We start from the raw sequence: 26,329 nt of genomic DNA, 5'->3' as shown, positions 1-26,329 counted from the left end.
ATAGCTATGAGTGACAAGCAACATAATGTGAGCACTTCGGTAACCGAGGGTGGTGTGGAAGAACAGGACTATATCTATACTCCCGTTCCCAAAAATAAACGGTACGGCTGGATCAAGATGTTTTTTGTCTGGCTGTGCTGGAATGTGGTGGTGGGAGATCTGGCCACTGGTACAGCACTAGGCTCCAGCATGAACTTTCGGGATGCCCTCATTGCCTTGTCTATCGGCGATATTATCCTAGTGGTAGTCATGATTATGACTGTGTATATCGGGTCCAAAACCGGACTGGCGGCTATGTCCCTAATCCGATTTACTGTGGGCCGGGTAGGAACTTATATTTTCTCGGCGATTATCTGTTTTACTTCCGTGGGCTGGTTCGCCACGCAGTTAGGTTTCTTTGGGCAGATCTGGACCAAGTACATCCCCCTGAGTGTGCCGGTGTTGGCAGTACTGGGGGGAATCATGATGGCCTCCACCGCAATCAAAGGATTTAAAGGAATGGAGAAGTTGAGCACCTTTGCCGCCATCCCCCTGTTACTGTTCATTGTTCTGGCTCTGGTCAACTGTGTACGTCTCATCGGTGTTGATTCTCTGTTCTCCTATAGCCCTACCGGCAATCAAATCGGCGCTATGACCACCGGCGTGACTACGGTCATCGGCAGCTGGGCTGCTGGCATGGCCACCGTGCCCGACTGCGGCCGGTTTGCAAAGACCGATATTGTAAAAATTTCTATTGTATGGGTTAGCGGTCTGTTTTTCGGCCATTTCCTGTTGCCCATCGCCGGCATTGCCGCCGCCCTGCACTTGGAAACGTGGGACTTTGGCGTGGTGTCCGACTACATCGGCGTGCTAGCCACCGGTTCCGGGTTGATTGGTGCTGTACTCATTACCCTGGCAGCCTGGACCACCAATCAGCAGAATCTCTACTCCGCAGCCAATGCCGCCTGCAACATCATTGAAGTAAAGAAAAAGGCCCCCATTACTATTATTTTAGGCGTCATCGGAATTGCTTTGGGCTTCTGTGGTGTAGTGGACTACTTTGTGCCCTATATGACTTGGCTGGGTATCGTGATTCCTCCCATGGCCGCAGTCATGGTGGCTGACTATCTGGTGCTCCCCCTGTTTGGGATCAAGCACGACTATAACTACAACGATATCTCCTATGAAAAGCTCCCTCTTATCAAGTGGCCGTCAGTTCTGGCGTGGGGCTGCGGTGTAGTAGTGGCCATTTTCACCCCAGGTATCCAAGCCGTCAATGGCATGGTGGCTACCGTTGTCCTACACGTAGTATTCAATCTGGTGTCTAACAAAAAACATTGAGTGCAGGGAAATTGTGGAGCAGATAACAGAAAGGAAGAAAAATCATGGAACGCAATGGGATTAAGCTGACCGAGCAACATGTCCGTTGGGCAGCTCTGGGAGGAGCCATTCTGGGCGGCGGTGGAGGAGGATCGGCGGTAACCGGGGCGGAAACCGGCGAGTTGGCTGTGCGGTTTAGCCCCCTGGAGCTGACTCCGCTGGATCAAATCGATCCAGAAACTGTGATTGTCACGGCCTCCATGGTTGGGGCTCCTGCGGCCCAGGAAAAGTTTGTTTCTCCCGCAGATATGATGCGCTGTGTGGAGCTGTTTATCAAGAGCACAGGAATTCGGCCCGGTGGCATCATCACTAACGAAAATGGCGGTGGTTCTACGTTCAACGGTTGGCTGGAGGCATCCGTGCTGGGAATTCCCTTATTGGACGCCCCGTGCAACGGTCGTGCTCACCCTACAGGCGTGATGGGCAGCCTGAATCTTCACCGCGATCCTACCTACGTCACCACTATGACCTGTGTCGGTGGTCGGAAAGAATTGGGACGGTATGTGGAATGCACTGTGACTGGTTCCATCGACCACTGCTCCAAGCTGGTTCGAGCGGCTGCAGTGGAGGCTGGTGGCCTAGTAGCTGTAATCCGCAATCCAGTAAAAGCCTCTCTCCTGCAAAAAAATAGTGCTGTGGGCGGGCTGTCCCAGGCTATTGAGACGGGTCACCGCTATGCTAGGGGTCTGGAGCAGTCTGTACAGGCAGGCGTACAGGAGGTTTGTGAGTTTTTAGGCGGCGAGATCCTAGCTCATGGCCCGGTAGAAGAGTATCAGTTGCGCAGTGAAGGTGGCTTTGATGTGGGTGTTGTCAAGATTTGCGGATATGAGATGTCTTTCTGGAATGAGTACATGACGGTAGACGGGCCGGACGGACAGCGCCGTGGCACTTTCCCTGATTTGATCATGACCTTTGACAGCCAGACTGGCCGACCGACCCCAACCTCTGACCTGAGACTTGGCCAGGAGGTCTACCTAATCCATGTAGGGTATCAACATTTGAAACTGGCCGCCCCCATGTTTGACAAAGATCTGCTAGCCGGAGTGGAAAACATTATTCACCGCCCCATGGTGGAACACGTTCCTTTCTGACAAAAAAATTTGGGGGCAGGAAAAAAGCAATGCTGACCGACCCCCGCTGCCGGATCACTGGCGGCGGGGGTTTTATAGATCGAATAAATATGGGACGGAGGAAGACAAGATGATGAAAGTTGGCGCCATTACCATTGGACAGTCGCCCAGAGAGGACGTAATTCAAGACCTGCTTCCCCTGATGGATGATCGGGTGGAATTAATTCAGGCAGGAGCGTTGGATGGGCTCACCCGAGAGGATGTTCGTGCCTTTGCACCGGGGCAGGAGGATTATGTCCTGATTTCACAACTGCAGGATGGGAGCCCCGTAATGTTTGCCGAGCGGTATATCCTACCCAGGTTACAGCAGTGCATCGAACTCCTAGAGGAGCAGGGAGCGGAGCTGATACTGTTTTTGTGCACCGGGGATTTTCCTGACGTGTTTCACTCCAAAGTGCCTCTGATTTTCCCCTGTAAGGTACTCAACGGCCTTGTGCCGGCACTGGCTAGCCGTGGAAAGATTGCTGTTGTGGTTCCCACCCCCCAGCAGGTGGCACAGTCGGAGCAGAAGTGGAAACAATACGTCCAAGAGAGCACTGCAATTCCTGCCTCGCCTTACGGAAATCAGGAGGCTCTGGATGAGGCTGCCCGGACCGTATCAGAGCTAGATGTAGATCTAGTAGTGATGGACTGTATTGGCTATCACACTGGAACGAAGGAACGGTTTCAGAAATTATCCAGAAAGCCGGTAATTTTGTCCCGAACCCTAGCGGTTCGCGTCATGATGGAACTACTGTCGTAAGGAGGAAAAAAGATGGAGCTAGTGGAGATCGGAAAAAATATATTGACCAGTTGTATGAATGTTCGGCCAAAGGAGCAGGTACTGGTGGTAACTGACGATGAAAAGTATGCTATTGGCCAGGCGCTGTATCAGGCGGCCAAGGTGTTGGAATCGGAGGCTATGCTGATGACCATGTCTCCTCGGGCAGTGTCGGGTCAGGAGCCACCCGCTGCGGTGGCCGCCGCCATGAAGGCTGCAGATGTGGTCCTTTGCCCTATGAGTACATCCATTACCCACACCCGGGCCAAAATCGAGGCTGCGGCGGCGGGAGCGCGGATTGCCACGATGCCAGGTATCACAAAAGATATGTTTACCAAGGGTGCTATGACTGCTGATTATAGGCGGGTCATGGAGTTCACCGAGCGAGTGGCAGAATTGTTAACTAAGGCCAGCACGGCTCGTATCGAGAAGCAGGGGCGTGTTATGACACTAGATCTCCGGGGCCGGCCCGGCGTATCCAGCCCCGGGATCTATCGAGAGAAAGGGCAGGCGGGAAATCTTCCTTCGGGAGAGGCCTATATTGCTCCAGTAGAGACAGGGGCCAACGGCAGCATGGTGATTGACGGCTCCGTGGTTGGAATTGGTCTGCTAAAAGAACCTCTGGAGGTAGAAGTAAAAAACGGGGTCCTGCAAAGTATTCGGGGCAAAGAAGCGGAAAAATTGGACATCCTTTTGAAAAGCAGAAATAATGCTACATTGTGTGAGTTGGGAATTGGTACCAACTATGCTGCTGGACTGGTTGGCATCATCCTGGAGGACGAAAAGGCCTATCAGACTGTCCATATCGCTTTTGGAACCAATGTGGGATTTGGTGGCAACAATCAGGCAGACTGCCATATCGATGGCATTATTAAAAATCCCACATTATATCTGGATGACAAGTTGGTAATGCTGGACGGAGTATTCCAGATCTGAAGGGATAGTTATGCTATGGAAACAGCCCAGTTTACTCTATGGGGAAGCCAGTGTCAGCAAATGATTGCCCACTGCATTGCAACAAGTGGCATTCTGACCCCCTATCTGGAGCATGGCCAAATTCTATTTAAGGGTTCTTCAACAGTGTCCTGCCTATCTAAACTGGTGACAGGTGACACCCTTCGCATCTGCGGGCGGTGGACAAAAAACGGCATGAAAGGGGCGTTGCATAAGTGCAAAGGGGCTCATTTCATGCTATATCGGCAGGGGAAAGCTCAAAAAGTGGATGATTGTTTGGAGCAGACCATGAAAGGCCTGGGTCCGGAGACACTATTTATTACCGGAGCAAATGCCTTGGATGCTTTTGGTCACGCTGCGTTGCTCATCGGAAGCCCGAGTGGGGGCGGCTATGGCATCTGCATGCCCTATCTATACACAGAGGGTATCCAAACATTAATCCTGTCCAGCGTATTGAAGCTGATCCCGGGCGATTTGACCCAAATCATGGGCCATGTGTCTATGCGGCGTTGTGGATTCTCTTATGGCATGGCCTACAGTCTTGCCCCTATTCCTGGGGAGATTATAACAGAAATTGAGGCTATTCAATTTTTTGCAAAGGTGCAAGCTCAGATTTTTGCAAAGGGCGGGTTTTTCGGCGTCCAGGATTCAACAGCTATTCAGATTCAGGGAGAGCGGGATCAAGTGGAGCGAGTTCTTACGTTGGTAGAGTATATAAAGACCTTACCAGAGGAACCGCCAGTAGATCACGACAGCCTAGATGAGTGTAATTTTCCTTGCTCGGAGTGCGGATCCCATCACAGTTGCGGATATTCTGGCCGGCAAAATATTTTCCACAAAATTGGGGGAAAAGAGTGAATAAATTGAAAACATATAAAGTGGGCCTGATTCGGGTCTTGACCACAGAAGACGAGGAACTGCTACAGCTGCATGGAAAGCTTATCGAATCCTATTTCCCCATGCTGCAAGTAGTGTCCCGATGCATTCCCGATCAACCAGAGGGAATTCATGATGATGTGACATTTACTTCTGGTGTACCCAAGGTAGTGAAGCTTGCCGTGGAGTTGTGGCAGGAAGGGTGCCAAGCCATTATTGTCAGTTGTGCTGGTGACCCGGGAGTTGCAGAGGCAAAACAGGCAGTGCCTATTCCGGTTATTGGAGGCGGTGCCAGCACTGCCGCACTGAGCACATTTTTTGGCAGCTATCCAGCTGTCCTAGGTATTACTGAAGATGTACCAGAGAGCTACCATCGGATATTGGGTGATCGAATTGTGAACAATGCAAAGGGAGATGGTGTGGAGAATATTTTAGACTTGATGACAGCCAAGGGGTACGAGGCTACTATGGAAAAGGCGGCTGCACAGAAAGCACTGGGGGCTGATGTAATTGCTTTAAGCTGCACTGGAATGTCCAGTATCCAAATTGCCTCATCGATAGAGAAAGCAGTGGGAATTCCTGTTTTAGATCCTGTTATGTGCGAAGGACTATTAACAGTATTTGAATTGCTGCGAAAAGAAATCTAAACTATGCGTCTCTGCCAACCACCTTTCTGCGATTGGATGCCCACACCCGTTGTTGCAGAATCGGTATCACGAGCAGCAAACAGACATATCAAAAATTAGCGCACAACACTGAACGGTATGCTGGCAATTCCCCAGTTTTATTCCTTGTTGGCAATTATGTACCAGACTGTAGCGCTTGGCAGAATCTTCCTTATCAATGGATCAGAGGGCAACTTGGAGCGACTTTCAAGGAATACTGTTGGCGCAGGGCCTTTGACGAGAAAAAACTGTCTGGGCCGCCGCCTCGGGGATAATAAGGTTGATTTTCTCCTTATGTACCACAATGTTCTCCCTCTGTTTCAAAAATTTCACCTTTGAATAGGCACAGAGGTACGACCGCAAAGCCGCACCTCTGTGTCGTGAAATCAAAAAGGGGGATCGTTTAGCCAGCCCAAATCTTTTTATCCGTAGGGATGTATATATCGGGCACTCGATAGGAAATGCGGCTCACGTTCATCACGTGTGTGTACCACAGATTTTCGCTGATGATGTTGTTGCCCCAGGTACCGCAGCCCAAGGTGGTGGTGGGGTTTAGGCCGTTGTCCATGGCACCGCCCAGAGCAGTGCCGCCCACCTGGTTGACCGCATAGCGGGACACATTTACCACGCCGGGGACCACTTCAATGTGCTTCTGAGTATTAGAGTGGATCACCACACTGTGGTCAGGTTGGCCCGAGCAATTTCCATGGCCTCATCCTAGGTGTCATACAGGAACAGCGCCAGCATGGGGAATGGGTTGAGACGGGTAATCATTGTTGGTGTTGGGGTTTGAAGCGCTGCTATTCGAACTGGAACCTGGGGAGCAGGCGGTGAGGATTGCCGTCAAGGATGCGGCAAAGGCAAAAGCTTTTACGATTGACTTTCTCATAAATAATCTCCTCTCTTCTCATATCCATACAAAAACTTTCTTTGGTACAGTATCTTCCAAGTGCAAATCGCTTTATTCTTCCAAGGCCTTCTCCATCGGCTTTTTCTCCTCAAACTCCGGCATCTCAGCGGTCATGACTCCGCCCACGATATACCGGTTCCGGGGGAGTTCGTCCACGATGACCCGGACCTGCCTGGGCTTGGCGTCGAAGTTCCGGATCATAATCTCAGAAATCTCCACCATGGTCTTCTCGATGACCTCCTTAGGCTTGCCTTTGGGCATCTGAATGTTGCACATGTAGGGCATCTTGTTTCACCTTCTTTGAAAAATCTTTAGGTTTTCCGTCAATCATCAAATGGGGGCCTTCCCATCTGTCCAGCAGGTGGCATCGAACGTCCCGCTTGCCGCACCCCAAGTTTTCGCTGAGGATCTCCGTCACCCAGTTCATCAGCATGTTCTTGGCCTCCAGGCTACGGCCGGGGCCGCAGTTGAAGACAACTGTGGGGGGCAGATGGCCTCTGCACTTGCCGCCCTCATAGATTTTTTCCGGGTCAGACTCGTAGATCCCGATGCGCACCATGAGGGGCGCAAGAATGTCCGCCGTGGCGGCTGTGATTTCCCGCAGGGACTTCTCCACCGCCAGGTCGTCCAGCCCCTTGGGCATGGACATACGATAAAACGGCGTACTTGGTTCCTCCTTAAAAATCCATCTCGATGGCATTGTATTTGATTTTGCCCTGATAGATGGTAGCCATCGGAGTAAACTTCACCGGACCCGGGTAGGTCAGACCGAAGGTGTCGCAGAACTCGCGCTCCCCGAACACCTATGCCCGCATGACCGCCTCGGCTCAACGGCAGGCGGCGGAGATGATGAAAAACGCCCTCTCCGCCAATCTATAACCTTATTCAACCCAGAAAATTTCCCGTATGGGTCAAAATTTGAAAGCCAAAAATAATCCGCTGGAATCAGGCGATTCCAGCGGATTTCTGGTTGCGGGAGTAGGACTTGAACCTACGTGAGCTACGCTCTGAAGTTCAGTTTGGGCCTTTTCAGCGCTTTCCGGGCCTGTCCCAACCGAAGGCAGGTACTCTCCAAGTCTCTTTGCCCCGTTGCCTCCATTGATTTTTTCCTATTCTGGTTCAAGTTACGGGTCAGAAGATGTCAAGCAACGCAAAAACTTCTATAAAAAAGACAAAGAAAGGATCACAGAACAACCAAAAAATGTTTTATCAAAGCAAGGGCACCAATATCCAGAATAGCTGGTTTTCTCTCTGCTCTATCTAAACTCCAAGCGGCCAGACTGTCAAGAGGGTTTTCGAGGTACGCAGGTCACCAAGAGTCCCTCCTCATTCTCCTTGGTAAAACCTTGTGTGCAATTCTGTACGAAAATGCAAGGGAAAGCACACGGAGACGATGGGCCCCCGCTCGTAGCAACTCTACGGCCTTGGTTTTTGTGTAAGTTGGAGGAACATTCTCCGCTCATCCAAGAAGATTCATCAGAGCGGTTAAAATCAATGCATTGACCACATCGATAATCACGGAACCAACGCCTGGCACAACAAAGAACGCAGTGGGCGAAGGTCCCCATTTCTTTGTAAATGCCTGCATATTCGATACTCCATTGGGCATAGCCCCTAAACCAAAACCGCAGAAACCTGTTACCATCACGGCCGCATCATAATCACGACCCAAGATGTAATAGCCCACAAAAATCATAAAGATTGCGATGAACACAACCTGCGTGGCCAGGGTGACGATCATGGGGACCGCCAAATCAATTAGCTGCCACAGTTTCAGAGACATCAGCGCCATAGAAACGAAAAGGGATAAGCTAATATTACCCAGACAATCAATTTCCGGCAGAGGAGTTTCAAATTTTCCGGTGTAGGTGCTGACATTGCGTAGCACCACACCCATGACCATGCCTCCTACATAGGAGGGGAACGTGATGCCCACCATCTTCAGCAGCAAGTAGATAATAGTGCCCACGCCCATACATAAAATGATCTGATTCACTGCGGAAACCATACCTTTGGCACTCAGTGGGATCTCCATTTCATGGGTAGACGCTTGTGTCGGGTCCTCTCGGCGGGCAGCAGCAGTTTCAGCTAATCCGTGACGGCGGACCAGGAAGTTGCCCACAGGACCGCCAACAAGTCCGCCACTGACCAGGCCAAAGGTTGCAGCGGCCAAACCAACTACCAATGCCCCCTCACAGCCATAATTCGTTTCAAATAGAGGAGCAAAGGAACCTGCAGTACCGTGTCCACCGGTCATAGATGCCGAGCCGGTACACAGCCCCAGAAGAAGGTCGATGTCGAACAGCTTGGCCAGTCCAACTCCGATAGCGTTTTGGAAGATTACCAGCAGTGTCAGCAAAACAGTAAACTGAATGGCGCGCTTTCCGTATTTCAGCAATACTTTTACATCGCAGGTAAAGCCGACAGCGGTAAAGAACACCGTCATAAAAACATTTTGTAGGGTGGTGTCCAGTTCGAGCAGAAACATCCCTGACTGGTGGCCGAAAAGGACAACAAGCGAGAACAGGATGCCTCCTACCACAGGGTCAGGAATACACAGCCGATCCAGCACCTTAACGTAGCGCTTGATACCCTTGCCGGCAAAGAGAACGATCACGGCTACGGCCAAAGTTTGTAAAATATCCAAGGGGATTGTCATATGGAATCTCCTTTCATAATACGGTTAAAATCCGAATCTCAATCCCTGTAGCATGAAACGTCGCAGGGATTGAACGATATCGTTCAGACTAGGCGGGTGCCCTCATTTAAGTAGGTTAGCAGGTCCTCCTTGGACATATTGTCAATGCCCAGATAGGCCAAGGTGTAGCGGCTGTCCTGGAAGAAGTTCTTCTTGTGCATGGCGCCGGCCAAGACAATCATGGAGTCGATAATGGGTGTGGGCACGCCGTACTGTACGCCCAAGTCGTGGTAAATTTTGCACCCAATGGGCACATCCTCGGTCATGTAACGGTGATGGATGGTGTTGGGGCCTGTGTTACCCTCGTTGGAGGGCTGATCCAGCGGGAAGACCACGTTGTCGTTGCCGTTCTCGTCTAGGCCCATGTACTCCTGAGTCAGTACGCTGCGGCGGGAGAAGAACATCTCATACTTGTACTCAGGGCAACCCACGCCGATTGCCTTGGCCAAGGCAATTTCTTCGTTATAAAACTGATACTGCACCTCGCAGATAGAGGGGCACAAGCCGTGGGAGTACATAGAGTAGGTGGTCTTATCGTTGCCGCAGAAGATAACGCCCCAGTTCTCCATGGTGGACACGCCCAGCACAGTGGCGGGGACATGAATGACAGGGTTGACGTTTGCAAAGTCAACGTCCAGAATGGTGTTGGCTTTGGAGGGGCCGTCGCCTCGAGTTACGGCATCCATGCAGGGCAGATACTTGGAGGCCTCCAAGAAATCATCGGTGTCCTTCATAGGCAGAGCAGCACCCCGCAACGTGATGGCGCGGTATTTGGCACTTACATGGGGGAACTGAAACTTACCGATGGACTCAATCCGGGTGCCGTAGGGGGCGGAGGACCAACCACCCACGATAACCTTCTTAGCGCAGCCCATTTCCTGCATCAGGCGGCGTAGAAGTAGGCAACCAAAGTTGTCGGCGAAGATATTGATTACCTGACCATCCTCTAGATGGGGAATTAAGGCCCGGAAGGTTGCTTCATGCCCCCAAGAGCCCATAGCAATAACAATATGGCCCACACCCTTTACGGCGGCGGCGATGTCGCTGGTCACCAAGTCGAAGAAGGCCCGCCCAGAGCGCTCAAAGCAGTACTTGTTGCGCTGAACACCGTCCAGAAGGATGCCGGTCTTTTCCACGTCTTTCAGGGAAGTGGCGGCGAAGGGCATAGCGTCATAGAGGCGTACCTCCTTACCAGCCAGTTTCATGTCAGCTGCGCAGGTCTTACCCACGGCGCCCCCGCCCAGTACCGCAATTGGCATATCCTGCAAATACTCCATCTTACTCATATCTTGCCTCATCCTTTCATAAGTTACAATTTTTTTAAAATGGCATCATTATTTTGTTGCAAATTCAATAATATAGTGCTAATATTAATTTGTAAAACGAATAGTTTAGATGAAGTTCATTCGATTTTTCGATTAAATAGAGGATAGCTTATGGATGAGCGTACACTTCGTGCATTTACAAAAGTAGCGGATCTAAAGAGTTTCACAAAGGCTGCAACCGAGCTCGGCTATGTGCAATCTACCATCAGCAATCAAATCAAGCAGTTAGAATGCGAGCTGGGATTTCCGTTATTTGACCGAATTGATAAAAAAATTTACCTGACCTCCCTCGGTCAGGAATTCCGTTCCTATGCTGATTCGATTTTAGAAAATATACATCGATCTGTCATGTTAGGAAAATCGGACAAAGAAATACACGGTGTCATTCGTGTGGGCGTTTTGGAATCGCTGTTATTCAGCACATTGGTCAACATATTGCCGCATTATGCCAGCCAATGGCCCAATATTGAGATTCAAATTAAAATGGGTCGGACAAAGGACCTCCAAGAGTGGCTCAGGCTAAACCAATTAGATATGGTTTACCTGTCTGACGACTTAAATTCTGATCCGGATTTTTTCTGTGCTTACCAGCATAAGGAGACACTGGCTTTTGTATCCAGTCCCAACCACGAATTGGCCGGTCGTGAGCAGATAGCCTTGGAAGATTTTTTCTCGTACCCCCTGGTCGTGACAGAGCGATCCGGCATCGTTTACCGAAAACTGCAACGCCTTGCATATTCTTGCGGGATGCTGCCTAAGAATTCACTGGTGGTGGACAATACAAAGGCGATTGCCGAAATATTAAAAAACAGTGAGGGGTTGACTTTCCTTCCCGAATATTCGGTCAGGCGTGATATAGAGAGCAACACTCTGGTCAAGTTGAACGTCAGCGTTGCACCGCAAATTTATTTCAGCCAAATCATCTACCACCGCGGAAAGTGGGTGGCATCCTTTATGAAGGGTTTTATAGATCTGATCCGAAAGCAGCATACACTTTAACCGTATTTTATGCTCAGTTCGTTTTTCCGTTTTGTGGACCGTATGAGCCTTTGCGATTTCTGCCCCGTAAGAGCAGAAACTGAGTGGTGGGGTAGAAAAAGACATTTTAGAACGACAAACTGCACTTTTCCCTTTGCGTCTCAAATGTAACTGTGTCAAAAAGAACATAGCCGGCGCACAGTATCCGGCGGCCTTGCCAATTTGACAAACGGCAGGACGAACCGTGGGGTTGAAAAAAGTGCAGTATAAAGGCAGGTTCTCAGACGGCCACCGCAGGAACTACTTCTGCTCGCAGTGCAGACAGTTACGAGAGCTTTCACAGTGTATCAAAAGCGGGGGCAAAATTTGGCCTGTGATATCACTTCTGCGATTGTCATCCCCCGGACACCTACTGTCACAAAGAAAAAGCAGGGGAATCTGTCTGTCCTTTTCTATAAGAGATACCTTTTTCGGACTGGACACCTCATCCCCAAAATTGCGCCGCCTAATCAAAGATAAAAGTTCTCCCTGGGATCAAAAGAGCGACGTTTAACAAAGAGAATGTGCGAAAACCCAAAAATGTGAATCGTTTGATGACTCTGCGCCATTTCCCGTCTATTTCCCGTTTCCTTGGTATTGTGTGTCGTTACAAAGGAGATGGAACAACATGGGAAAACACGGAGCCGACAGGAAGGGCAATCTCCAGAAACGGAAGGATGGCCGTTTGGAGGGACAGTACACCGCCAGCCGACCCCTGGAGACCGGGGCTATATTGACAACTACATCAAGATAAACATTAGGAAGATCTCGCTTGGGCAAGCTCGCCTCTTTAGAGCTACAGAAGTTCCGCAAGAGGCTGCTAAACAGCGGCCGAGTGAATCGGGGCAAGAGCAAAAGCCAGCCATGCCAAGACGGTCAGAAACCTCCACCAGATTATTACCTCAGCTATGAAGCTGACAAAAGAGTTGGAATCAACTTTCGCTGGCCCAGCCTAGAGTTGCGCCATGCCCAAGGGGAAGTACAGGGAGATGACACCCCCCCGGTGGAGCAGCTGGGCTACTTTCTGCGGAAGGCAAGGGACATCGGTGTGTTCGAACTCTACTCATGGAGTTGGCCACCGGAGTACGGAGAGGTGAACTTCTAGGTCTGAAGGTGGGAGGACCTTGACTTGGAACAGGGCGACCTCCGGATACGGCGGCAAATTGCCCATATTAATGGAGAGGTGGTGCAGGCCCCACTCAAAACAAAAAACGCCTACCGCACCCTGCCTCTGGAAAAGGATATGGTAGACATTCTGAATCAGCAGAAAAAGAAAGTCGGGGAAGGCCCCTGGGTGTTCCCTAGTACCACAGACGGTCCATCTCTCCAGACAGCGTCCTGCAAATGCTCCACCGGGTGCTGAAACGGGCAGGACTACCCAGAAGTCAGGTTCCATGATCTCCGGTATATCTTCGCTACCCTGGCCCCGCAAAACGGGGTAGATATGAAAACGGTGTCCGGGATGCTGGGGCACCTCTCTGCCGGGTCCACCCTGAACACTCCAAATTTCCGTATGGGCCGGAACCTAGGTCAGATTTGAAAGCCAAAAATAAAGCTCACAAAAAAGTCGCAGAAAGCAAAAATAATCCGCTGGAATCAGATGATTCCAGCGGATTTCTGGTTGCGGGAGGAGGACTTGAACCTCCGACCTCCGGGTTATGAGCTGCTGTTGGTTTGTCCATCTGCTGCGGTTCAACGCTTTCCGGGCGTTTTTGGGCCTAAAATGGGCCCAAACCCGGAGGTTATATTTTCTCTGTTCCGACCCAGTTTTTCCGGTTCTGGGTCAGATCTTGGGTCATTCACTGAGATTCCTTCTGACACAATAAGCCTTTAGCGGAGGAATGTCATACTCCACCACATTTCCAATAATAGTGTGATTTACTGTACCATAACAGTGGGCCACAATGCGACAGTGTTGCGGTAGACAGAATCGACCGCAAAGATGGAATAGCTGGCTCCGAACTGCTCCACCGCCAGGTCGATTTGTTCGCAATAAGAGACGATATGCTTTAAACACTGCATACCGAGTGGTGGGAGGATCCATTTAGGAGAAACGATTTTCCCCCGCACAAGAGCTATGCCGCCTCCACAGAAATTGTCTATTTTGACAAATTCGATTGCAAAAACCCGTCTATATTTTAATAAATCACAGGACTAGACCTGTTGATACAAAGAAAAAGTGGTGTTGGACAGATTGGGGCCCTTGTATGATAATAATTCCATCGGGCCCATGATTATGAAAGAAAAAAGAGGGAAGCGCTGCAAAATCAACAGATAGTGAAACGGGAGGTTGTTTCATGTGAAGAAAAAAAGCACGCTAGGGTTTTATGAGAGAGTAGAAAAAATTGGAAATAAAATCCCCAACCCTATGGTATTTTTTGTCTGGTTTGCAATTCTTGTCATCGTTCTCTCTTGGGTCTGTACTGCCGCCGGAGTGACAGCGGTTAATCCCGCGACTGGCGAGGTAGTAGTACCCTACAACTTACTATCCAGAGAAGGGATTGTCCGGATGCTGACCAGCATGGTCAGTAACTTCCAGACCCTCTCTGTTCTGGGGCCCGTACTGGTATGCATGTTCGGCGTGGGGATCTGTGAGCGGTCCGGTCTATTCCGTGTGGTACTGCAGAAGGTGGTAGAAAGCTCCAAAGGCTCTGATTTGCGGGTGCTGCTGGTTTTTACCTTTGTTGCTGTGTTAGCTGATGCCGCCGGCGGGACTGGCTATGTAGTGATGCCCATTCTTGGATCTGCTCTATTCGCCTCTATGGGTAAGCCAGCGGTGGCCGGCGCCCTGTGCGGATACGCCACAGTCTCTGGTGCCTTCTGTGCTAATTTGCTGCTGACCAATATGGACGTAGTCAACGCCAGCTTTACAGTAGCCGCCGCCCAAACTCTAGACCCCGACTTCACTGCATCCCCGGCTATGACATATTTTTTCTCGGCGACCTCGGTCTTTATTTTGACCGCTGCCTCTCTGTTTGTGACCACTCGTATAGTGGAGCCAAGACTGCGGAACCGGCCAAACGCAGTGGTAACGGAACGGCAGATTGCAGAACTCACACCAGAGGAGAACCGGGGACTGCGAGCCGCGTTGATTGCTGTTCTGGTGTATCTGGCCATCATCCTAGTTATGTGCATTCCCAGTAACGGATGGCTACGGGACCCAGAGACCGGTGGCCTGGTAATTGCCGCTGCTCCCCTGATGCAAGGTCTCCCCTTCTTTATTGCACTGCTGTTCTTTATCCCCGGTGTGGCCTACGGATTCAGAAGTGGCCACTTTAAAACCAGCAATGATTTGGTGGATGCTATGGGCAATGCCATGGTGGACATGGGTCCTTTCGTGGCCCTATGCTTTGTGATCGCCCAATTTTTGGCCTACTTTGAGTGGTCTAATCTAGCTACCATTCTGGCCATCAAGGGTGCGGAACTGCTGGAGTCCTCTGGTTTACCGCCGCTGGCCATAATGTTGCTATTCATTCTCCTGTGTGCGTTCTTGAACTTGTTTGTGGGCAGTGCCTCTGCCAAGTGGGGCCTGATGTCCTCAGTATTTGTCCCCATGTTCATGCTGCTGGGTTATCACCCTGCGGTGACCCAGATGTGCTTCCGGGTAGGTGATGCGGCCAGTGACCCCATCACCCCGGCCTACGCTTATTTTGCCATGCTGCTTTCCCTGTGTAAAAAGTATGACAAGGATTTTGGATTTGGGACCCTGATTTCCAACATGCTCCCCTATTCCCTGACTTTCCTGGCCTGCTATATGATTCAGTTCATTATCTGGTTCGTGTTCCAGATTCCCCTGGGGCCGGGTGTCAGCTTTATGCTATAAACGCTATCATTGTATATCATTAAGGAGGTTTTCACTATGACGATCAATGAAATCAAGGAACAGCTCAAACAGTACGACCGCAAGCAGCTCTACCGGGAAAAGGTCATCAAAATGCAGAAGGCCATGGCTGAGCAGGGAATCGATGGCATCATCTGCTTCAAGCCCCAGAATACCTTCTTCCTGTCTGGCTTTAACCCCATTTTGTACAGCCACCCTGTTGTGGTTGTCATTCCCCAGGAGGGTAATGCGGTCCTTCTAGTTCATAGCCTTCGCGCCCGCCACTCCGCAGATGAGGCTGCCATTGAGGATATTAGACTGTTTGGCATGTGGGCCAATCAGAAGCCAATAGCCAACGACGCCTACTCCGCCATTGATATCATCGTTTCTGACTTGAGAATGAAGGGGAAGGTTCTGGGCTATGAGGGCGACTTTATCTCCCTGTCCCAGTATCAGAAGCTGCAGGATATCACCCAGGCGACCAAGATGGTGGATGTCTCTGATTTCCTCAAACGCTCCCGCAATATCAAAGACGAGTACGAGATCAACCTGCTACGTCTGTCCTCCTATCTGACCAACGTGGGCATGGAGGCGGCCCTTGCCAATATTCGCAAGAGCGAGGCCGAGGCGAGCATTGCCGCCGAGATCGCTATGCGGGAGACCTGGGCAAAGGAGCTCAGCGAGTTTGAAATCAGCAGTTTCGGCAATACCGAGGGAGGCATCGTCACTGCCCTGTGGTGCTATTCCAACTCCGGCTACCGGGTGCCCTATGGCTGCGAGTGCCCAAGCAATCGTGTCCCTCAGGAGGGTGAGGTGTGTTTGCCTGTTTGCTGGGCCGCGATTGACGGCTATCACTCTGAAAATGAGCGCACTGTTATGATCGGCAAGATCCCGGAGCGGTACGAGAGGGCGTATGACGCGATGCTTGCCGGACGCCAGAATGTGTTCCAGATGATGAAGGCCGGTGTGGCGGTATCCGACGTGTATGCTGCCGGTGTTGCACCATATATCGAGGCGGGTTTCGGTGACTATCTGCCCGGGCGTATCGGCCACGGCCTGGGTCTGAGCCTTCACGAGTTCCCCTCCCTTTCCAAGGACAGCAGCCTGGTCCTAGAGGAGGGAATGGTGGTCACTGTAGAGCCCGGCCTGGTATTTGCCGGCTGGGGCTCCACCCGTCACTCGGACACTGTGGTTGTTCGAAAGGATGGAATTGAAATTTTGACCTGCTCTCCGGAGGAACGGCTGGTCCGCTAAACTCCCCTTCCCCCATCCATCCTCATGGGTGGATGGGGGAATGATATTTCAACGTTGTTGATTATGAAAAGAGGTATGCGCTATGAAAATTGCAGTTCTTGGTCTTGGAAAAATTGGACACAACACAGCCGCTCTGCTGACCCAGCGAGGGTATGAGGTCACCGGCTTTACCAGAGATGCGGAAAAAGCACGCGCTGCGAACGAACACGGCATTACCGTGTCCGGCGCGCTGGAAGGAAACTTTAAGGTGCAGGCCACAACGGACATCGCACAGGCGGTGGACGGGGCCAAATTTCTGGTGGTGACCACCACCTCGAAGGGGCACAAGCCCATGGCCCAGCTGCTGAGGGGCCACCTGCAGGAGGGCCAGCGGATCGTGATCTTTACTGGAAATTGGGGTGCCTATGAGTTCTACAGCGTGCTACGGGATGAGGTGAAGGCCAAGCATGTAATCATCGGGGAGACCAGCGGAAACATGGCCGCCTCTCCCACCCTGACCTACCCCGCCACCACAATGATGAAGCCCTCGAAGAAGAGCATGAGCTTTGCCACTATCCCAGGCACGGCGGCTCCTGCGGTGGTGGAGGAGCTGAAGCAGGCCTTCCCGGAATTTTATCCTGTAAAGAATGTGTTGGACACCTCCATGAACAACACGAATCCGCCTGTACATGTCCCCTTCTGCCTGTTCAATATTACCCGGATGGCCAACGGCGAGGACGCCCAGTTCTACGGGGAGTGCCTCCCGCCGATTCTGCTGGACTTCACTATGGCGGCGGATGCAGAGCGCTGCGCTGTTACCAAGGCCATCGGCGGTGAGCCCAAAACAATTTTGGAGCTGATGAACGCGGCCTGGAACGTGAACTATGACAACATCAAGGACCTGGGCCTCAATAATCCCAGTTTGAAATCGGTCAAGCTCCCCAAGACCCCCTATCACCGCTTCTTAACGGAGGACGTGCCCTATGGCTATTTGGCTGTGAGCCGCTTAGGAAAAAAGTATGGGGTACCCACCCCCCGCATCGATCTGATGGTGGAGGCCTATCGCTATCTGCTGGGGGAGCACGCAGAGATGGATGGACCGGAGTTCGATGTGGATATGGCCGAGATCCTGTAAAGGCCGGACCAATACCGCATATCTCACCTGGGAGGGGATCGCTCAGGCAGCAGGGAAAGGAGGAAGCGCTGTGAAGAACATCCTATTGCTGACCACAGGGGGGACGATCGCCTGCACTGAGGGAGCAAACGGCTACACCCCCACGCTCAGCGGCGAGGCGTTGCTGGAGTATGTGCCTCAGGTGCGCGAGTATGCGCGTCTGAGGGTGCAGCCCCTTTTAAACAAGGACAGCACCAATATGGAGCCGCGAGATTGGCTCTCCATCGCTGACGCGATCTTTGATCATTGGCTGAAATATGACGGGATCGTGGTCCTCCACGGGACCGACACTATGGCCTACTCCGCCTCTGCGGTCAGCTTTATGACGCTTGGGATCGGGATCCCCGTAGTATTTACCGGATCACAGCACCCGGTGGGGCAGCCGGAGAGCGACGCCCCGCGCAACCTAGCCGACGCCATCTGCACCGCCTGCCGATGCGATCTTGGCGGAGTGCTTCTGACATTTGACGGCACGGTATTCAACGGATGCTGTGTCAGCAAGGTGAGCACCAGCGAACTTCACGCCTTTGAGAGCTGCGGCGGCACCCCGGTGGGGCGTATCCGCCATGGGGCGCTGCAAATCACCGCGCCGCCCCGCCGTGATGTCCGAACCAGCCTGACCTGGCGGCGTAGTCTGGACAGCAGGGTGCTGTTTTTGAAAATCACGCCAGGAATGGACGGCGCGCTCTTAGAGCTGGCCACCCTTGGACACTATCCCATCGTGGTGCTGGAAGGCTTTGGACTGGGTGGGATTCCGTCGGGAGAGAACGGCCTGCTGGAGCGCATCACCCAGCTGCACCGGCGGGGGATCCTGGTGGTAGTGACCACCCAGTGTAGCCGCGGGCGGTGTGACATGACGGTATATGAGGCAGGGCAGGCCGCCCTGGAGCACGGTGCCCTGTGCTCCTCTGTCATTTCCAAGGAGGCACTGCTCACAAAGCTCATGTGGATCCTGGCTCAGACTCAGGCACCCGAGGAAATCGAGCAGCTATTGTTTCACGATTTTTGTGGGGAACTTGGCACAAATTTTCCGCCGATTGACAAGGATGGAGCGAGGGTCATATAATTCTTTCATCCTTAGAAAGCAGGCGGGTGGGATGGATGAATCTTTTGAATTTAGAGTATTTTTTGGTGGCGGCAGAGGAGATGAATTTTACACGTGCCGCGAAGAGGCTGTATATCGCCCAGCAGTCTCTCAGCAATCACATTGCACGTCTGGAGGACAGTCTGGGGGTAGAGCTGTTTGACCGCACACCTCCCATGACACTGACCCCTGCGGGCCTGTGCCTGCTGCGCTATGCCAAGCAGTTTCAGATCTCTCTGGACGACCTGAAGCGTGAGCTGCAGGACATCAAGGACTGCAAGAGCAGTGAGCTCACACTTGGAATCACTCAGGGGCGCGGCGCGATCTATCTTCCCATTTTGCTGCCCCGCTTTCAGGCGGAATACCCAAATTTAAAGATTCATCTGCTGGAGGCGAGCTCCGCACAGCTGGAGCAGGCCCTTCATGAAGGAAAAGCGGATTTGATCATCGGGTTCGCGCCCAAGGACCCGCTCCAGATTACGGCTCAAAAGGCCTGGAAGGAGGAATATGTAATCCTGGCCCCTAAGACGATTTTAAAGGATTACCTACCCCAGCGCTGGGGTCAGCTTGTTCAGGCCCCGGAGCGGGTAACCCTAAAAGATCTGGAGCCCTGCCCCTTCCTGTCCATTCAAAGGGACCTGTATGTGGGTTCCATCTTCCAACATTGTTGCGCCCGGGTCCACATGATCCCCAACGTGATCGTAGAGTCCCGCAACATCAATATTGTCTTAGGCCTGTGTATGAAGGGAATGGGCATCTTGGTGTGTCCCAAGGTGTTTCTATACCCCTACCTGCAGACTCAGATACTGCAGAAGGGAGAACTGTTGCTCTTCCCTCTGGACTACAGCGATCAGATCTACGTCAGCTATTTGACACAAAAATATATGTCCTATGGCACACAAAAATTGATTGAGCTGGTCCAGGAGCTTGGCCAGGAGCTTCCAAACATGCTATAAGGAATCTCAATATCCATAAATAATCGAATAAAATGGAGGGATCCCATGAATACTGTACAGCTGTCTCCTGAAGAGTTGGGAGAATCGTACCACCAAACAATGGAAGAATTTTTATGCTGGAAGAAAAAAGGCCTGTCTCTGAATATAGCACGAGGAAAACCATCAAAGGAACAACTGGAATTATCACGTGGGTCATTTTCTATTCTGGATTTTGACCAATGTATAGAAGACGGCATAGACGCCCGCAACTATGGAGAAATCCAGGGGATGCCCAGTGCCAGACGCTATTGGGCGGAGTTGCTGGAGGTGGATCCCTCTCAGTGTTTTGTTGGGGGAAGCTCCAGCCTGACCATGATGTACGACCTGATTGCCAAGGCATGGAGCCATGGATTACTTCACAGCGAAAAGCCATGGGGACAGCTAGAAGCGGTCAAGTTCCTGTGTCCCGCGCCGGGATATGACCGGCACTTCCGAATCACACAAGCCTTTGGCATGAAGTTGGTCCCCATTCCCATGACAGACGAGGGACCTGATATGAACGCTGTGCGGCAGTGGGCATCCGATCCAACGGTCAAGGGTATATGGTGTGTCCCAAAATACTCTAACCCAGATGGCATCATATATTCCAATCAGGTCATCGAGGAGATCGCATCCCTTCGGCCAGCTGCCCCTGATTTTGTGGTGATGTGGGACAACGCATACCTGATCCTTGCTCTCCAAGGAGATGCCCAGCCAATTCCGGAAATTTTACATCTGTGTGCCCAGAAGGGGAATCCGGACCTGGTCGTTGAATTTGCTTCTACCTCTAAGATTACACTACCTGGAGCGGGAATGGCAGTTATGGCCGCCAGCGAGAACAACATCCATTATTTTACTCAGCTGATGGAACCCCAGATGATCAGCTATGACAAGGTCAATCAACTGCGTCAAGTCCACTTTTTACAGGATCGGGACCATACTCTGTCCCTGATGCGGCAGCACGGCGAGATCCTTCGTCCCAAATTTGAAGCATTTCTAGAGGAGTTTGAACAGCAGCTTGCCCCGCATGATCTTGCCTCCTGGACTCGGCCGAAGGGTGGATATTTCATCGGTCTATACACAAAACCGGGCTGTGCAAAGCGTACCGTAGAGCTGTGTCGGGAAATTGGTCTTATCTTAACGGATGCAGGCGCTACATACCCCTATGGCCATGACCCGAATGACCGTCACATTCGGATTGCCCCCTCTTATCCCCCCTTGGAAGAAGTACGTTTGGCGGCGAAAGCATTCTGTACCTGCCTAAAGCTAGCGACCTTAGAGCAGCAATACCGCAGGACCGCACTTGATGCAATATGAGGCAGTATCTCATGATGTAAAGATTTTCCTCCTGCAAAATAGCTGCCTGCAGAATCAATGAATGGCCCTTATAGAGTTCTACATATTTCTCTGGGAGTGAATTTTCACCCTCATGAACATCCATCCGACCTCGGACATTTCGTTGAGAATGGGGCGTTTAATTCTGGAACAAAAACAAATCAATGGCCAGCTCACATCCATGCAGAATATCACCTACGACCGTTGTCCGTACCAAGCGGTGGGACGATTTTACCCACCTTTGGGTGGGGCAAGCAGAGCGTCTGGCTTGCCGCGAGCGGCAGCCAACGCGGTTTCCGGGCAGAAGCCCGGACCCACTTTGCGGCCAGGGGCCGAAGACAGAGAGAAGAAAAGCGGCTCTGTCGATCACCGGGATTGCGATGCTGTTGACAAAGAGAAATCACCTTGCGTCAAATGGAGTGAGAACAAATACGAGAACAGCCCCTGTTTGGCCGTGTGCACCGTTGTGTGCCTCGATTACGGGAGGGGCAGAGTCCCTACCCCTCCCAGACAAGCCCAGGCCAACGTGGGCCGTTGTTCCCGGCCGTTTTGGACCGGGGGTTTTCTCCCTCCCGGCCCCTTTTCGGAGGACGAAAAATATAGCAGGATAAAGGCCGGGGTCGCCGTTGGCGCCTCCGGCCAGTCACATCTGCCCGCAGTGCGGGCAGTTACGGGGAGTTTCCGGTGTATCAAAAGTGGGGTCAAAAACAGCAGGCGGGGATTACGTTTGCGGTCACGATTCCCAAGAGGCTACTGTCGCAACGAAAAAACAGGGGTCACACGAGTCTTCTCCGCTACGAGAGACACCCTTTTCAGACTGGACGCCCCCTCAAAAATTGCACCGCATGAAACAAAGATAGAGGCTCTCCCTGGAGCCGGAAAATGCGATGCTCAACAAAAAAAGGACAGAAACCAAGAAATGTGAATTGTTTGATAACTCTGCGCCGTGCCCCTGGCTATTTCTGTTTTCTGTGGTATGTTGTGTCGTTGCAAAGGAGGCGATACAACATGGCAAAGCGCAGAGCCAACGGGGAGGGCAACCTCCGCAAGCGCAAGGACGGCCGCTGGGAGGGCCGGTACACCGCCGGACACGACCCGGAGACGGGAAAGGCCATCTATCGGAACGTCCTGGGCCGGACCCAGGCGGAGGCCAGAGCCAAGCTGAAGCAGGCCATTGAGGAAGCCAAGCAGGTCGACCCGGTAAAGGCAAAGCAGTACACCGTGGGAGAGTGGATGGACGTATGGTTCGAAAATTACGCCAAGGTGAAGGTTCGTCCCTCCTCCCACCAGACCTACCGGGGTTACATCGACAACCACATTAAGCCCAGCATCGGAAAAATCCCACTGTGCAAGCTCACCTCTCTGGAGTTACAGAAGTTCTACAAAAAGCTGCTGAGCAGCGGCCGAGTGGACCGAATTGAGAGCAAGAAACAGAGTAAGGGCCTGAGCCCTAAGACCGTACGGAATCTCCACCAGATCATCGCCTCGGCGATGAAGCTGGCCAGGGAGCAGAGGCTCATCGCTGCAGATCCCACAGAGGGCTGCGCCCTGCCCAAGGTCGAGCACAAAGAGATGAAAACTCTCCCGGTGGAGCAGCTGGCGTCCTTCCTGCGGGAGGCGAAGGAAAGCGGTGTATTCGAGCTCTACTACGTAGAGCTGGCCACCGGATTGCGGAGAGGTGAATTGCTCGGCCTGAAGTGGGAGGACCTTGATCTGGAACGGGGCGGTCTCCGGGTTAAACGGCAAATAGCACGAATCAATGGCGAGGTAGTGGAGGCACCTCTGAAAACAAAAAACGCCTACCGCACCCTGCCCTTGGCAAGGGATACGGTAGACGTTCTGAATCAACAGAAAAAGAAAGTCGGGTCAAGCCCTTGGGTGTTTCCCGGCCCCACGGGCGGCCCCATGTCTCCAGACAGCGTGCTCCACATGCTCCACCGGGTGCTGAAGCGGGCGGGACTTCCAAGAGTTAGATTCCATGATCTGAGGCACACCTTCGCTACTCTGGCCCTGCAGAACGGGGTGGACATAAAAACCGTCTCTGGCATGCTGGGGCACTACAGTGCCGGATTTACCCTGGATACCTATGCCCACGTGACCACGGCGGCGCAGCGGCAGGCGGCGGAGGCCATGGAAAGCATCCTCTCCGGCAGTTTATAGCCCTGTCCAGTCCAGAAAAATCCCCGTATGGGTCAGAATCTGGGTCAGATTTGAAAGTCCGAAATAAACCCCTCAAAAAAGTTGCCAAAAACAAAAATAATCCGCTGGAATCAGGTGATTCCAGCGGATTTCTGGTTGCGGGAGGAGGACTTGAACCTCCGACCTCCGGGTTATGAGCCCGACGAGCTACCAACTGCTCTATCCCGCGATATGGTGCCGGAGACCGGGATCGAACCGGCACGGGATCGCTCCCACGGGATTTTAAGTCCCGGGCGTCTGCCAATTCCGCCACTCCGGCATGGGTGGCTTCCGATCTTCTTTTGAAGGCTAGAATAGTTTACCATATGAAATGGACTATGTCAAGTCAAAAAATATCTTTTCTTTTCCCCATAGTTCCCCTCGGCTGGATGTACAAAAACGGACACATATCCCCACAGGGCCCGCATATACTGATATGTATATCCCTTCTCCCCGCCATCTGCTGATGAACTGGGGAGAGACATAACTGGAGGAACCAATTATGGATGAACACAAGACCCCTATTTTAGAGCTGCCTGAGCGTTCCGCCCCCAAGGACGATTTGGATGATCTAATCTTCCGCGGAGAGGGCTGGCTGGCCAGTGATCGTTAGGGGGCCGTTCACGTCTGGAACGGCCCTCATTGATTCCTTTCTGGGCGAGGGCAGGTTTTCCTTTACTTTTGTTTCCAGCTCATATATAATAATTGGGCCTAAAACCAACTTGTCCCCGGCTATTCCGGGAGTTTACGAGAGAGAGTTGAGGACCGCATGCTCCAATTTGATGAATATAAAGTCAAGCTGAATAACCTGCTCCCCGCCCTGAAGGAGCTGGCTCAGGCCCTTGATCTGGATGGGGCCGAGCGCGAGCTGGATATGCTCCAGGCTGAGTCTGCCGCCGACGGCTTTTGGGACAACCTGGCCAAGGCCCAGAAGGTCCAGCAGCGGATCAAGAACCTGCAGGACAAGGTGGACAGCCAGAAAAAGCGCCAGAGTCAGTGGGACGACCTGATGGCCCTGTGCGAGATGGGCAACGAATTTGAGGACGAATCCCTTATCCCGGAGCTCGAGGATGGCTTCGCCCATCTGGAGGCCGATATGGAGACGGCCCGTTTGGAGACGCTGCTCACCGGCGAGTACGACCGCTCCAACGTGATCCTGACCATTCATCCCGGCGCCGGCGGGACTGAGGCCCAGGACTGGGCACAGATGCTTTACCGGATGTACACCCGCTGGACCGAGCGCCACGGCTTCACCTATCAGATCATGGATTACCAGGAAGGGGACGAGGCCGGCATCAAATCGGCCACTATCATGATTGAGGGGAGCAACGCCTATGGCTACCTCAGAGGAGAACACGGCGTTCACCGGTTGGTGCGGGTGTCCCCCTTTGACGCTAATGCCCGGCGGCAGACCTCCTTTGCCTCCGTGGAGGTCATGCCCGACCTGCCCGAGGATGTGGAGATTGAAATCCGCCCTGAGGACATTGAGATGCAGGTCTACCGGGCCAGCGGCGCCGGCGGCCAGCACGTCAACAAGACCTCCTCCGCAGTCCGTCTCATTCACAAGCCAACTGGCGTGGTGGTAGCTTCCCAGCAGGAACGCTCCCAATTCCAGAACAAGGACAACTGTATGAAGATGCTCCGGGCCAAGCTGGTGGAACTGCAGATGCAGGAGAAGGCGGAGAAGATTTCCGATCTAAAAGGCGTCCAGCTGAAGATAGAGTGGGGCAGTCAGATCCGCTCCTACGTCTTCATGCCCTACCAGATGGTGAAGGACAACCGCACCGCCTATGAGACCAGCAACATCAACGCCGTAATGGACGGCGATCTGGATGGCTTTATCAATGCCTATCTCACGGCGGAGGCCACAGGTAACTGGGCCACCAAATAATAAGCAGCCTGCCGGAGCTCTCTGGCAGGCCGCTTTTTTATATCCTGGTTGTATCAGCTTCCCGCTTCTGATATACTGGAGGTACCACCAATAAAAAGAAAGGCGGGATACTATGAAATACGAGATCAAGGGTGAGCCCACCCCGGTAGTTATCTGTGAACTGAGCGCGGGGGAAAGTATGATCACCGAAAAAGGCTCTATGGTTTGGATGAGCCCTAATATGGAGATGCAGACCTCGGCAGGAGGCCTGGGAAAAGCCTTTGGTCGGATGTTCTCAGGAGAATCCATCTTTCAGAACATCTATACAGCCCAGGGCGGTCCGGGGACGATTGCTTTTGCGTCTAGCTTTCCAGGCGCTATCCGGGCTGTGGAGATTACTCCGGATCGGCCCATCGTGGTCCAGAAATCTGCCTTTTTGGCGGCCACCGATGGGGTGGAGCTCTCCGTCTTTTTTCAAAAGAAGTTAGGGGCCGGCTTTTTCGGCGGCGAAGGCTTTATTATGCAGAAACTTTCTGGCCGCGGAACCGTCTTTTTGGAGATCGACGGCTATGGTGTGGAATACGATCTGGCGGCCGGACAGCAACTGATTGTAGATACAGGAAATCTCGCTGTTATGGACACCAGTTGTTCCATTGACATCCAATCCGTAAAAGGAGTCAAAAATATGATCTTTGGCGGTGAGGGGTTGTTCAACACCGTTGTCACCGGTCCGGGGCACATCACGCTCCAAACCATGCCCATCAGCGCCTTTGCCGGGGCTATCTCCTCGGTGCTGCCCACCAAGGGATAGAATCGTTTTGCCCTGTCAGGTGTATCTCCCGGAATCTTTTTCCCTTTCAGGCCCTGTGTACCGCCCCCTCTTGACATCGTCCCACTTCTGATAGAAAATGTGAGTATGGCGTCCCATGCAGTGACCAGCGGTCAAGAAGCTTTGATCCGCATGGCA

Annotated in this window: 24 protein-coding genes and 2 tRNA genes; 17 read left to right on the top strand and 9 right to left on the bottom strand. The window is 52.3% G+C overall.

Going from position 1 to position 26,329, the window contains the following annotated elements; all coding sequences use genetic code 11:
* Positions 1 to 6 precede the first annotated feature (6 nt).
* The 6 genes from OCV64_RS11120 (at position 7) to OCV64_RS11095 (ending at position 5,726) form a co-directional block, all read left to right on the top strand.
* Entirely contained in the window at positions 7 to 1,320 is a 1,314-nt protein-coding gene (locus tag OCV64_RS11120) for a cytosine permease (RefSeq protein ID WP_186853355.1), read from the top strand.
* 44 nt (positions 1,321 to 1,364) lie between these two features.
* Entirely contained in the window at positions 1,365 to 2,450 is a 1,086-nt protein-coding gene (locus OCV64_RS11115; RefSeq protein WP_186853356.1) for a DUF917 domain-containing protein, read from the top strand.
* A 109-nt stretch (positions 2,451 to 2,559) separates the two neighbouring features.
* Positions 2,560 to 3,231 carry an AroM family protein gene (locus OCV64_RS11110; protein WP_262670030.1) on the top strand — a complete coding sequence of 224 codons (672 nt, stop codon included), beginning with the start codon at positions 2,560 to 2,562 and terminating at the stop codon, positions 3,229 to 3,231.
* Positions 3,232 to 3,243: 12 nt separating this feature from the next.
* Positions 3,244 to 4,185 (top strand): aminopeptidase, encoded by a 942-nt coding sequence (locus tag OCV64_RS11105; protein WP_262670029.1) that lies wholly within the window; start codon positions 3,244 to 3,246, stop codon positions 4,183 to 4,185.
* Positions 4,186 to 4,200: 15 nt separating this feature from the next.
* The gene (locus OCV64_RS11100) at positions 4,201 to 5,061 is read left to right on the top strand and encodes a hypothetical protein (protein WP_262670028.1); all 861 of its coding nucleotides are present in this window, start codon (positions 4,201 to 4,203) and stop codon (positions 5,059 to 5,061) included.
* Entirely contained in the window at positions 5,058 to 5,726 is a 669-nt protein-coding gene (locus OCV64_RS11095) for an aspartate/glutamate racemase family protein (protein WP_262670027.1), read from the top strand. The genes OCV64_RS11100 and OCV64_RS11095 overlap by 4 nt, the downstream gene beginning before the upstream one ends.
* Before the next feature lie 421 nt (positions 5,727 to 6,147).
* Here OCV64_RS11095 and OCV64_RS11090 read toward each other — a convergent pair whose 3' ends face one another.
* From OCV64_RS11090 to OCV64_RS11060, 7 genes are all read right to left on the bottom strand, one after another.
* A complete protein-coding gene (locus OCV64_RS11090; RefSeq protein ID WP_262670026.1) occupies positions 6,148 to 6,417 on the bottom strand; it encodes a hypothetical protein in 270 nt (89 codons plus the stop codon).
* Positions 6,418 to 6,468: 51 nt separating this feature from the next.
* Complete coding sequence (locus OCV64_RS11085) at positions 6,469 to 6,633, bottom strand: hypothetical protein (protein WP_262670025.1); 165 nt, start codon at positions 6,631 to 6,633, stop codon at positions 6,469 to 6,471.
* A gap of 72 nt (positions 6,634 to 6,705) precedes the next feature.
* The gene (locus OCV64_RS11080; protein WP_262670024.1) at positions 6,706 to 6,939 is read right to left on the bottom strand and encodes a tautomerase family protein; all 234 of its coding nucleotides are present in this window, start codon (positions 6,937 to 6,939) and stop codon (positions 6,706 to 6,708) included.
* Complete coding sequence (locus tag OCV64_RS11075; protein ID WP_262670023.1) at positions 6,896 to 7,303, bottom strand: tautomerase family protein; 408 nt, start codon at positions 7,301 to 7,303, stop codon at positions 6,896 to 6,898. Before OCV64_RS11075 ends, OCV64_RS11080 begins: the two co-directional genes overlap by 44 nt.
* A gap of 28 nt (positions 7,304 to 7,331) precedes the next feature.
* A complete protein-coding gene (locus tag OCV64_RS11070; RefSeq protein WP_262670022.1) occupies positions 7,332 to 7,457 on the bottom strand; it encodes a hypothetical protein in 126 nt (41 codons plus the stop codon).
* Positions 7,458 to 8,113: 656 nt separating this feature from the next.
* On the bottom strand, positions 8,114 to 9,313 hold the full coding sequence (gene gltS / locus OCV64_RS11065; RefSeq protein WP_186853364.1) for a sodium/glutamate symporter: 1,200 nt from the start codon (positions 9,311 to 9,313) through the stop codon (positions 8,114 to 8,116).
* 83 nt (positions 9,314 to 9,396) lie between these two features.
* A complete protein-coding gene (locus OCV64_RS11060) occupies positions 9,397 to 10,638 on the bottom strand; it encodes an NAD/NADP octopine/nopaline dehydrogenase family protein (RefSeq protein ID WP_186853365.1) in 1,242 nt (413 codons plus the stop codon).
* 150 nt (positions 10,639 to 10,788) lie between these two features.
* Between OCV64_RS11060 and OCV64_RS11055 the strand changes: the two genes are divergently transcribed.
* From OCV64_RS11055 to OCV64_RS11015, 9 genes are all read left to right on the top strand, one after another.
* Positions 10,789 to 11,676, top strand: coding sequence for a LysR family transcriptional regulator (locus OCV64_RS11055; protein ID WP_262670020.1), 888 nt, complete (start codon positions 10,789 to 10,791; stop codon positions 11,674 to 11,676).
* Positions 11,677 to 12,823: 1,147 nt separating this feature from the next.
* Positions 12,824 to 13,057: a site-specific integrase gene (locus tag OCV64_RS11050; RefSeq protein ID WP_262670019.1), complete on the top strand. Its 234-nt coding sequence runs from the start codon at positions 12,824 to 12,826 to the stop codon at positions 13,055 to 13,057.
* A gap of 936 nt (positions 13,058 to 13,993) precedes the next feature.
* Positions 13,994 to 15,517 (top strand): AbgT family transporter, encoded by a 1,524-nt coding sequence (locus tag OCV64_RS11045; protein ID WP_262670018.1) that lies wholly within the window; start codon positions 13,994 to 13,996, stop codon positions 15,515 to 15,517.
* A gap of 36 nt (positions 15,518 to 15,553) precedes the next feature.
* Entirely contained in the window at positions 15,554 to 16,768 is a 1,215-nt protein-coding gene (locus OCV64_RS11040; RefSeq protein WP_262670017.1) for a M24 family metallopeptidase, read from the top strand.
* Positions 16,769 to 16,850: 82 nt separating this feature from the next.
* A complete protein-coding gene (locus tag OCV64_RS11035) occupies positions 16,851 to 17,882 on the top strand; it encodes an NAD/NADP-dependent octopine/nopaline dehydrogenase family protein (RefSeq protein ID WP_262670016.1) in 1,032 nt (343 codons plus the stop codon).
* A gap of 70 nt (positions 17,883 to 17,952) precedes the next feature.
* The gene (locus OCV64_RS11030; protein WP_262670015.1) at positions 17,953 to 18,987 is read left to right on the top strand and encodes an asparaginase; all 1,035 of its coding nucleotides are present in this window, start codon (positions 17,953 to 17,955) and stop codon (positions 18,985 to 18,987) included.
* Positions 18,988 to 19,022: 35 nt separating this feature from the next.
* On the top strand, positions 19,023 to 19,961 hold the full coding sequence (locus OCV64_RS11025) for a LysR family transcriptional regulator (protein ID WP_262670014.1): 939 nt from the start codon (positions 19,023 to 19,025) through the stop codon (positions 19,959 to 19,961).
* 45 nt (positions 19,962 to 20,006) lie between these two features.
* Positions 20,007 to 21,296, top strand: coding sequence for an aminotransferase class I/II-fold pyridoxal phosphate-dependent enzyme (locus tag OCV64_RS11020; RefSeq protein WP_262670013.1), 1,290 nt, complete (start codon positions 20,007 to 20,009; stop codon positions 21,294 to 21,296).
* A gap of 1,026 nt (positions 21,297 to 22,322) precedes the next feature.
* The gene (locus OCV64_RS11015) at positions 22,323 to 23,474 is read left to right on the top strand and encodes a tyrosine-type recombinase/integrase (protein ID WP_262670012.1); all 1,152 of its coding nucleotides are present in this window, start codon (positions 22,323 to 22,325) and stop codon (positions 23,472 to 23,474) included.
* Positions 23,475 to 23,606: 132 nt separating this feature from the next.
* Here the strand turns inward: OCV64_RS11015 and OCV64_RS11010 are convergent.
* Together OCV64_RS11010 and OCV64_RS11005 are read right to left on the bottom strand one after the other, a co-directional pair.
* Positions 23,607 to 23,682: transfer RNA gene (locus OCV64_RS11010), tRNA-Met, on the bottom strand.
* 3 nt (positions 23,683 to 23,685) lie between these two features.
* Positions 23,686 to 23,772, bottom strand: a tRNA-Leu gene (locus tag OCV64_RS11005).
* A gap of 489 nt (positions 23,773 to 24,261) precedes the next feature.
* On the opposite strand from OCV64_RS11005, the gene prfB reads away from it, so the two are divergent.
* Positions 24,262 to 25,383, top strand: coding sequence for a peptide chain release factor 2 (prfB, locus tag OCV64_RS11000; protein WP_186853368.1), 1,122 nt, complete (start codon positions 24,262 to 24,264; stop codon positions 25,381 to 25,383).
* A 112-nt stretch (positions 25,384 to 25,495) separates the two neighbouring features.
* A complete protein-coding gene (locus OCV64_RS10995; protein WP_240286584.1) occupies positions 25,496 to 26,173 on the top strand; it encodes a TIGR00266 family protein in 678 nt (225 codons plus the stop codon).
* Positions 26,174 to 26,329 lie beyond the last annotated feature (156 nt).

The sequence above is a fragment of the Muriventricola aceti genome, assembly GCF_025567565.1.
Taxonomy (GTDB): domain Bacteria; phylum Bacillota; class Clostridia; order Oscillospirales; family Oscillospiraceae; genus Lawsonibacter; species Lawsonibacter aceti.
The sequence above is the reverse complement of the archived record's forward strand: the minus strand, read 5'-3'. Positions and strand labels throughout refer to the sequence as shown.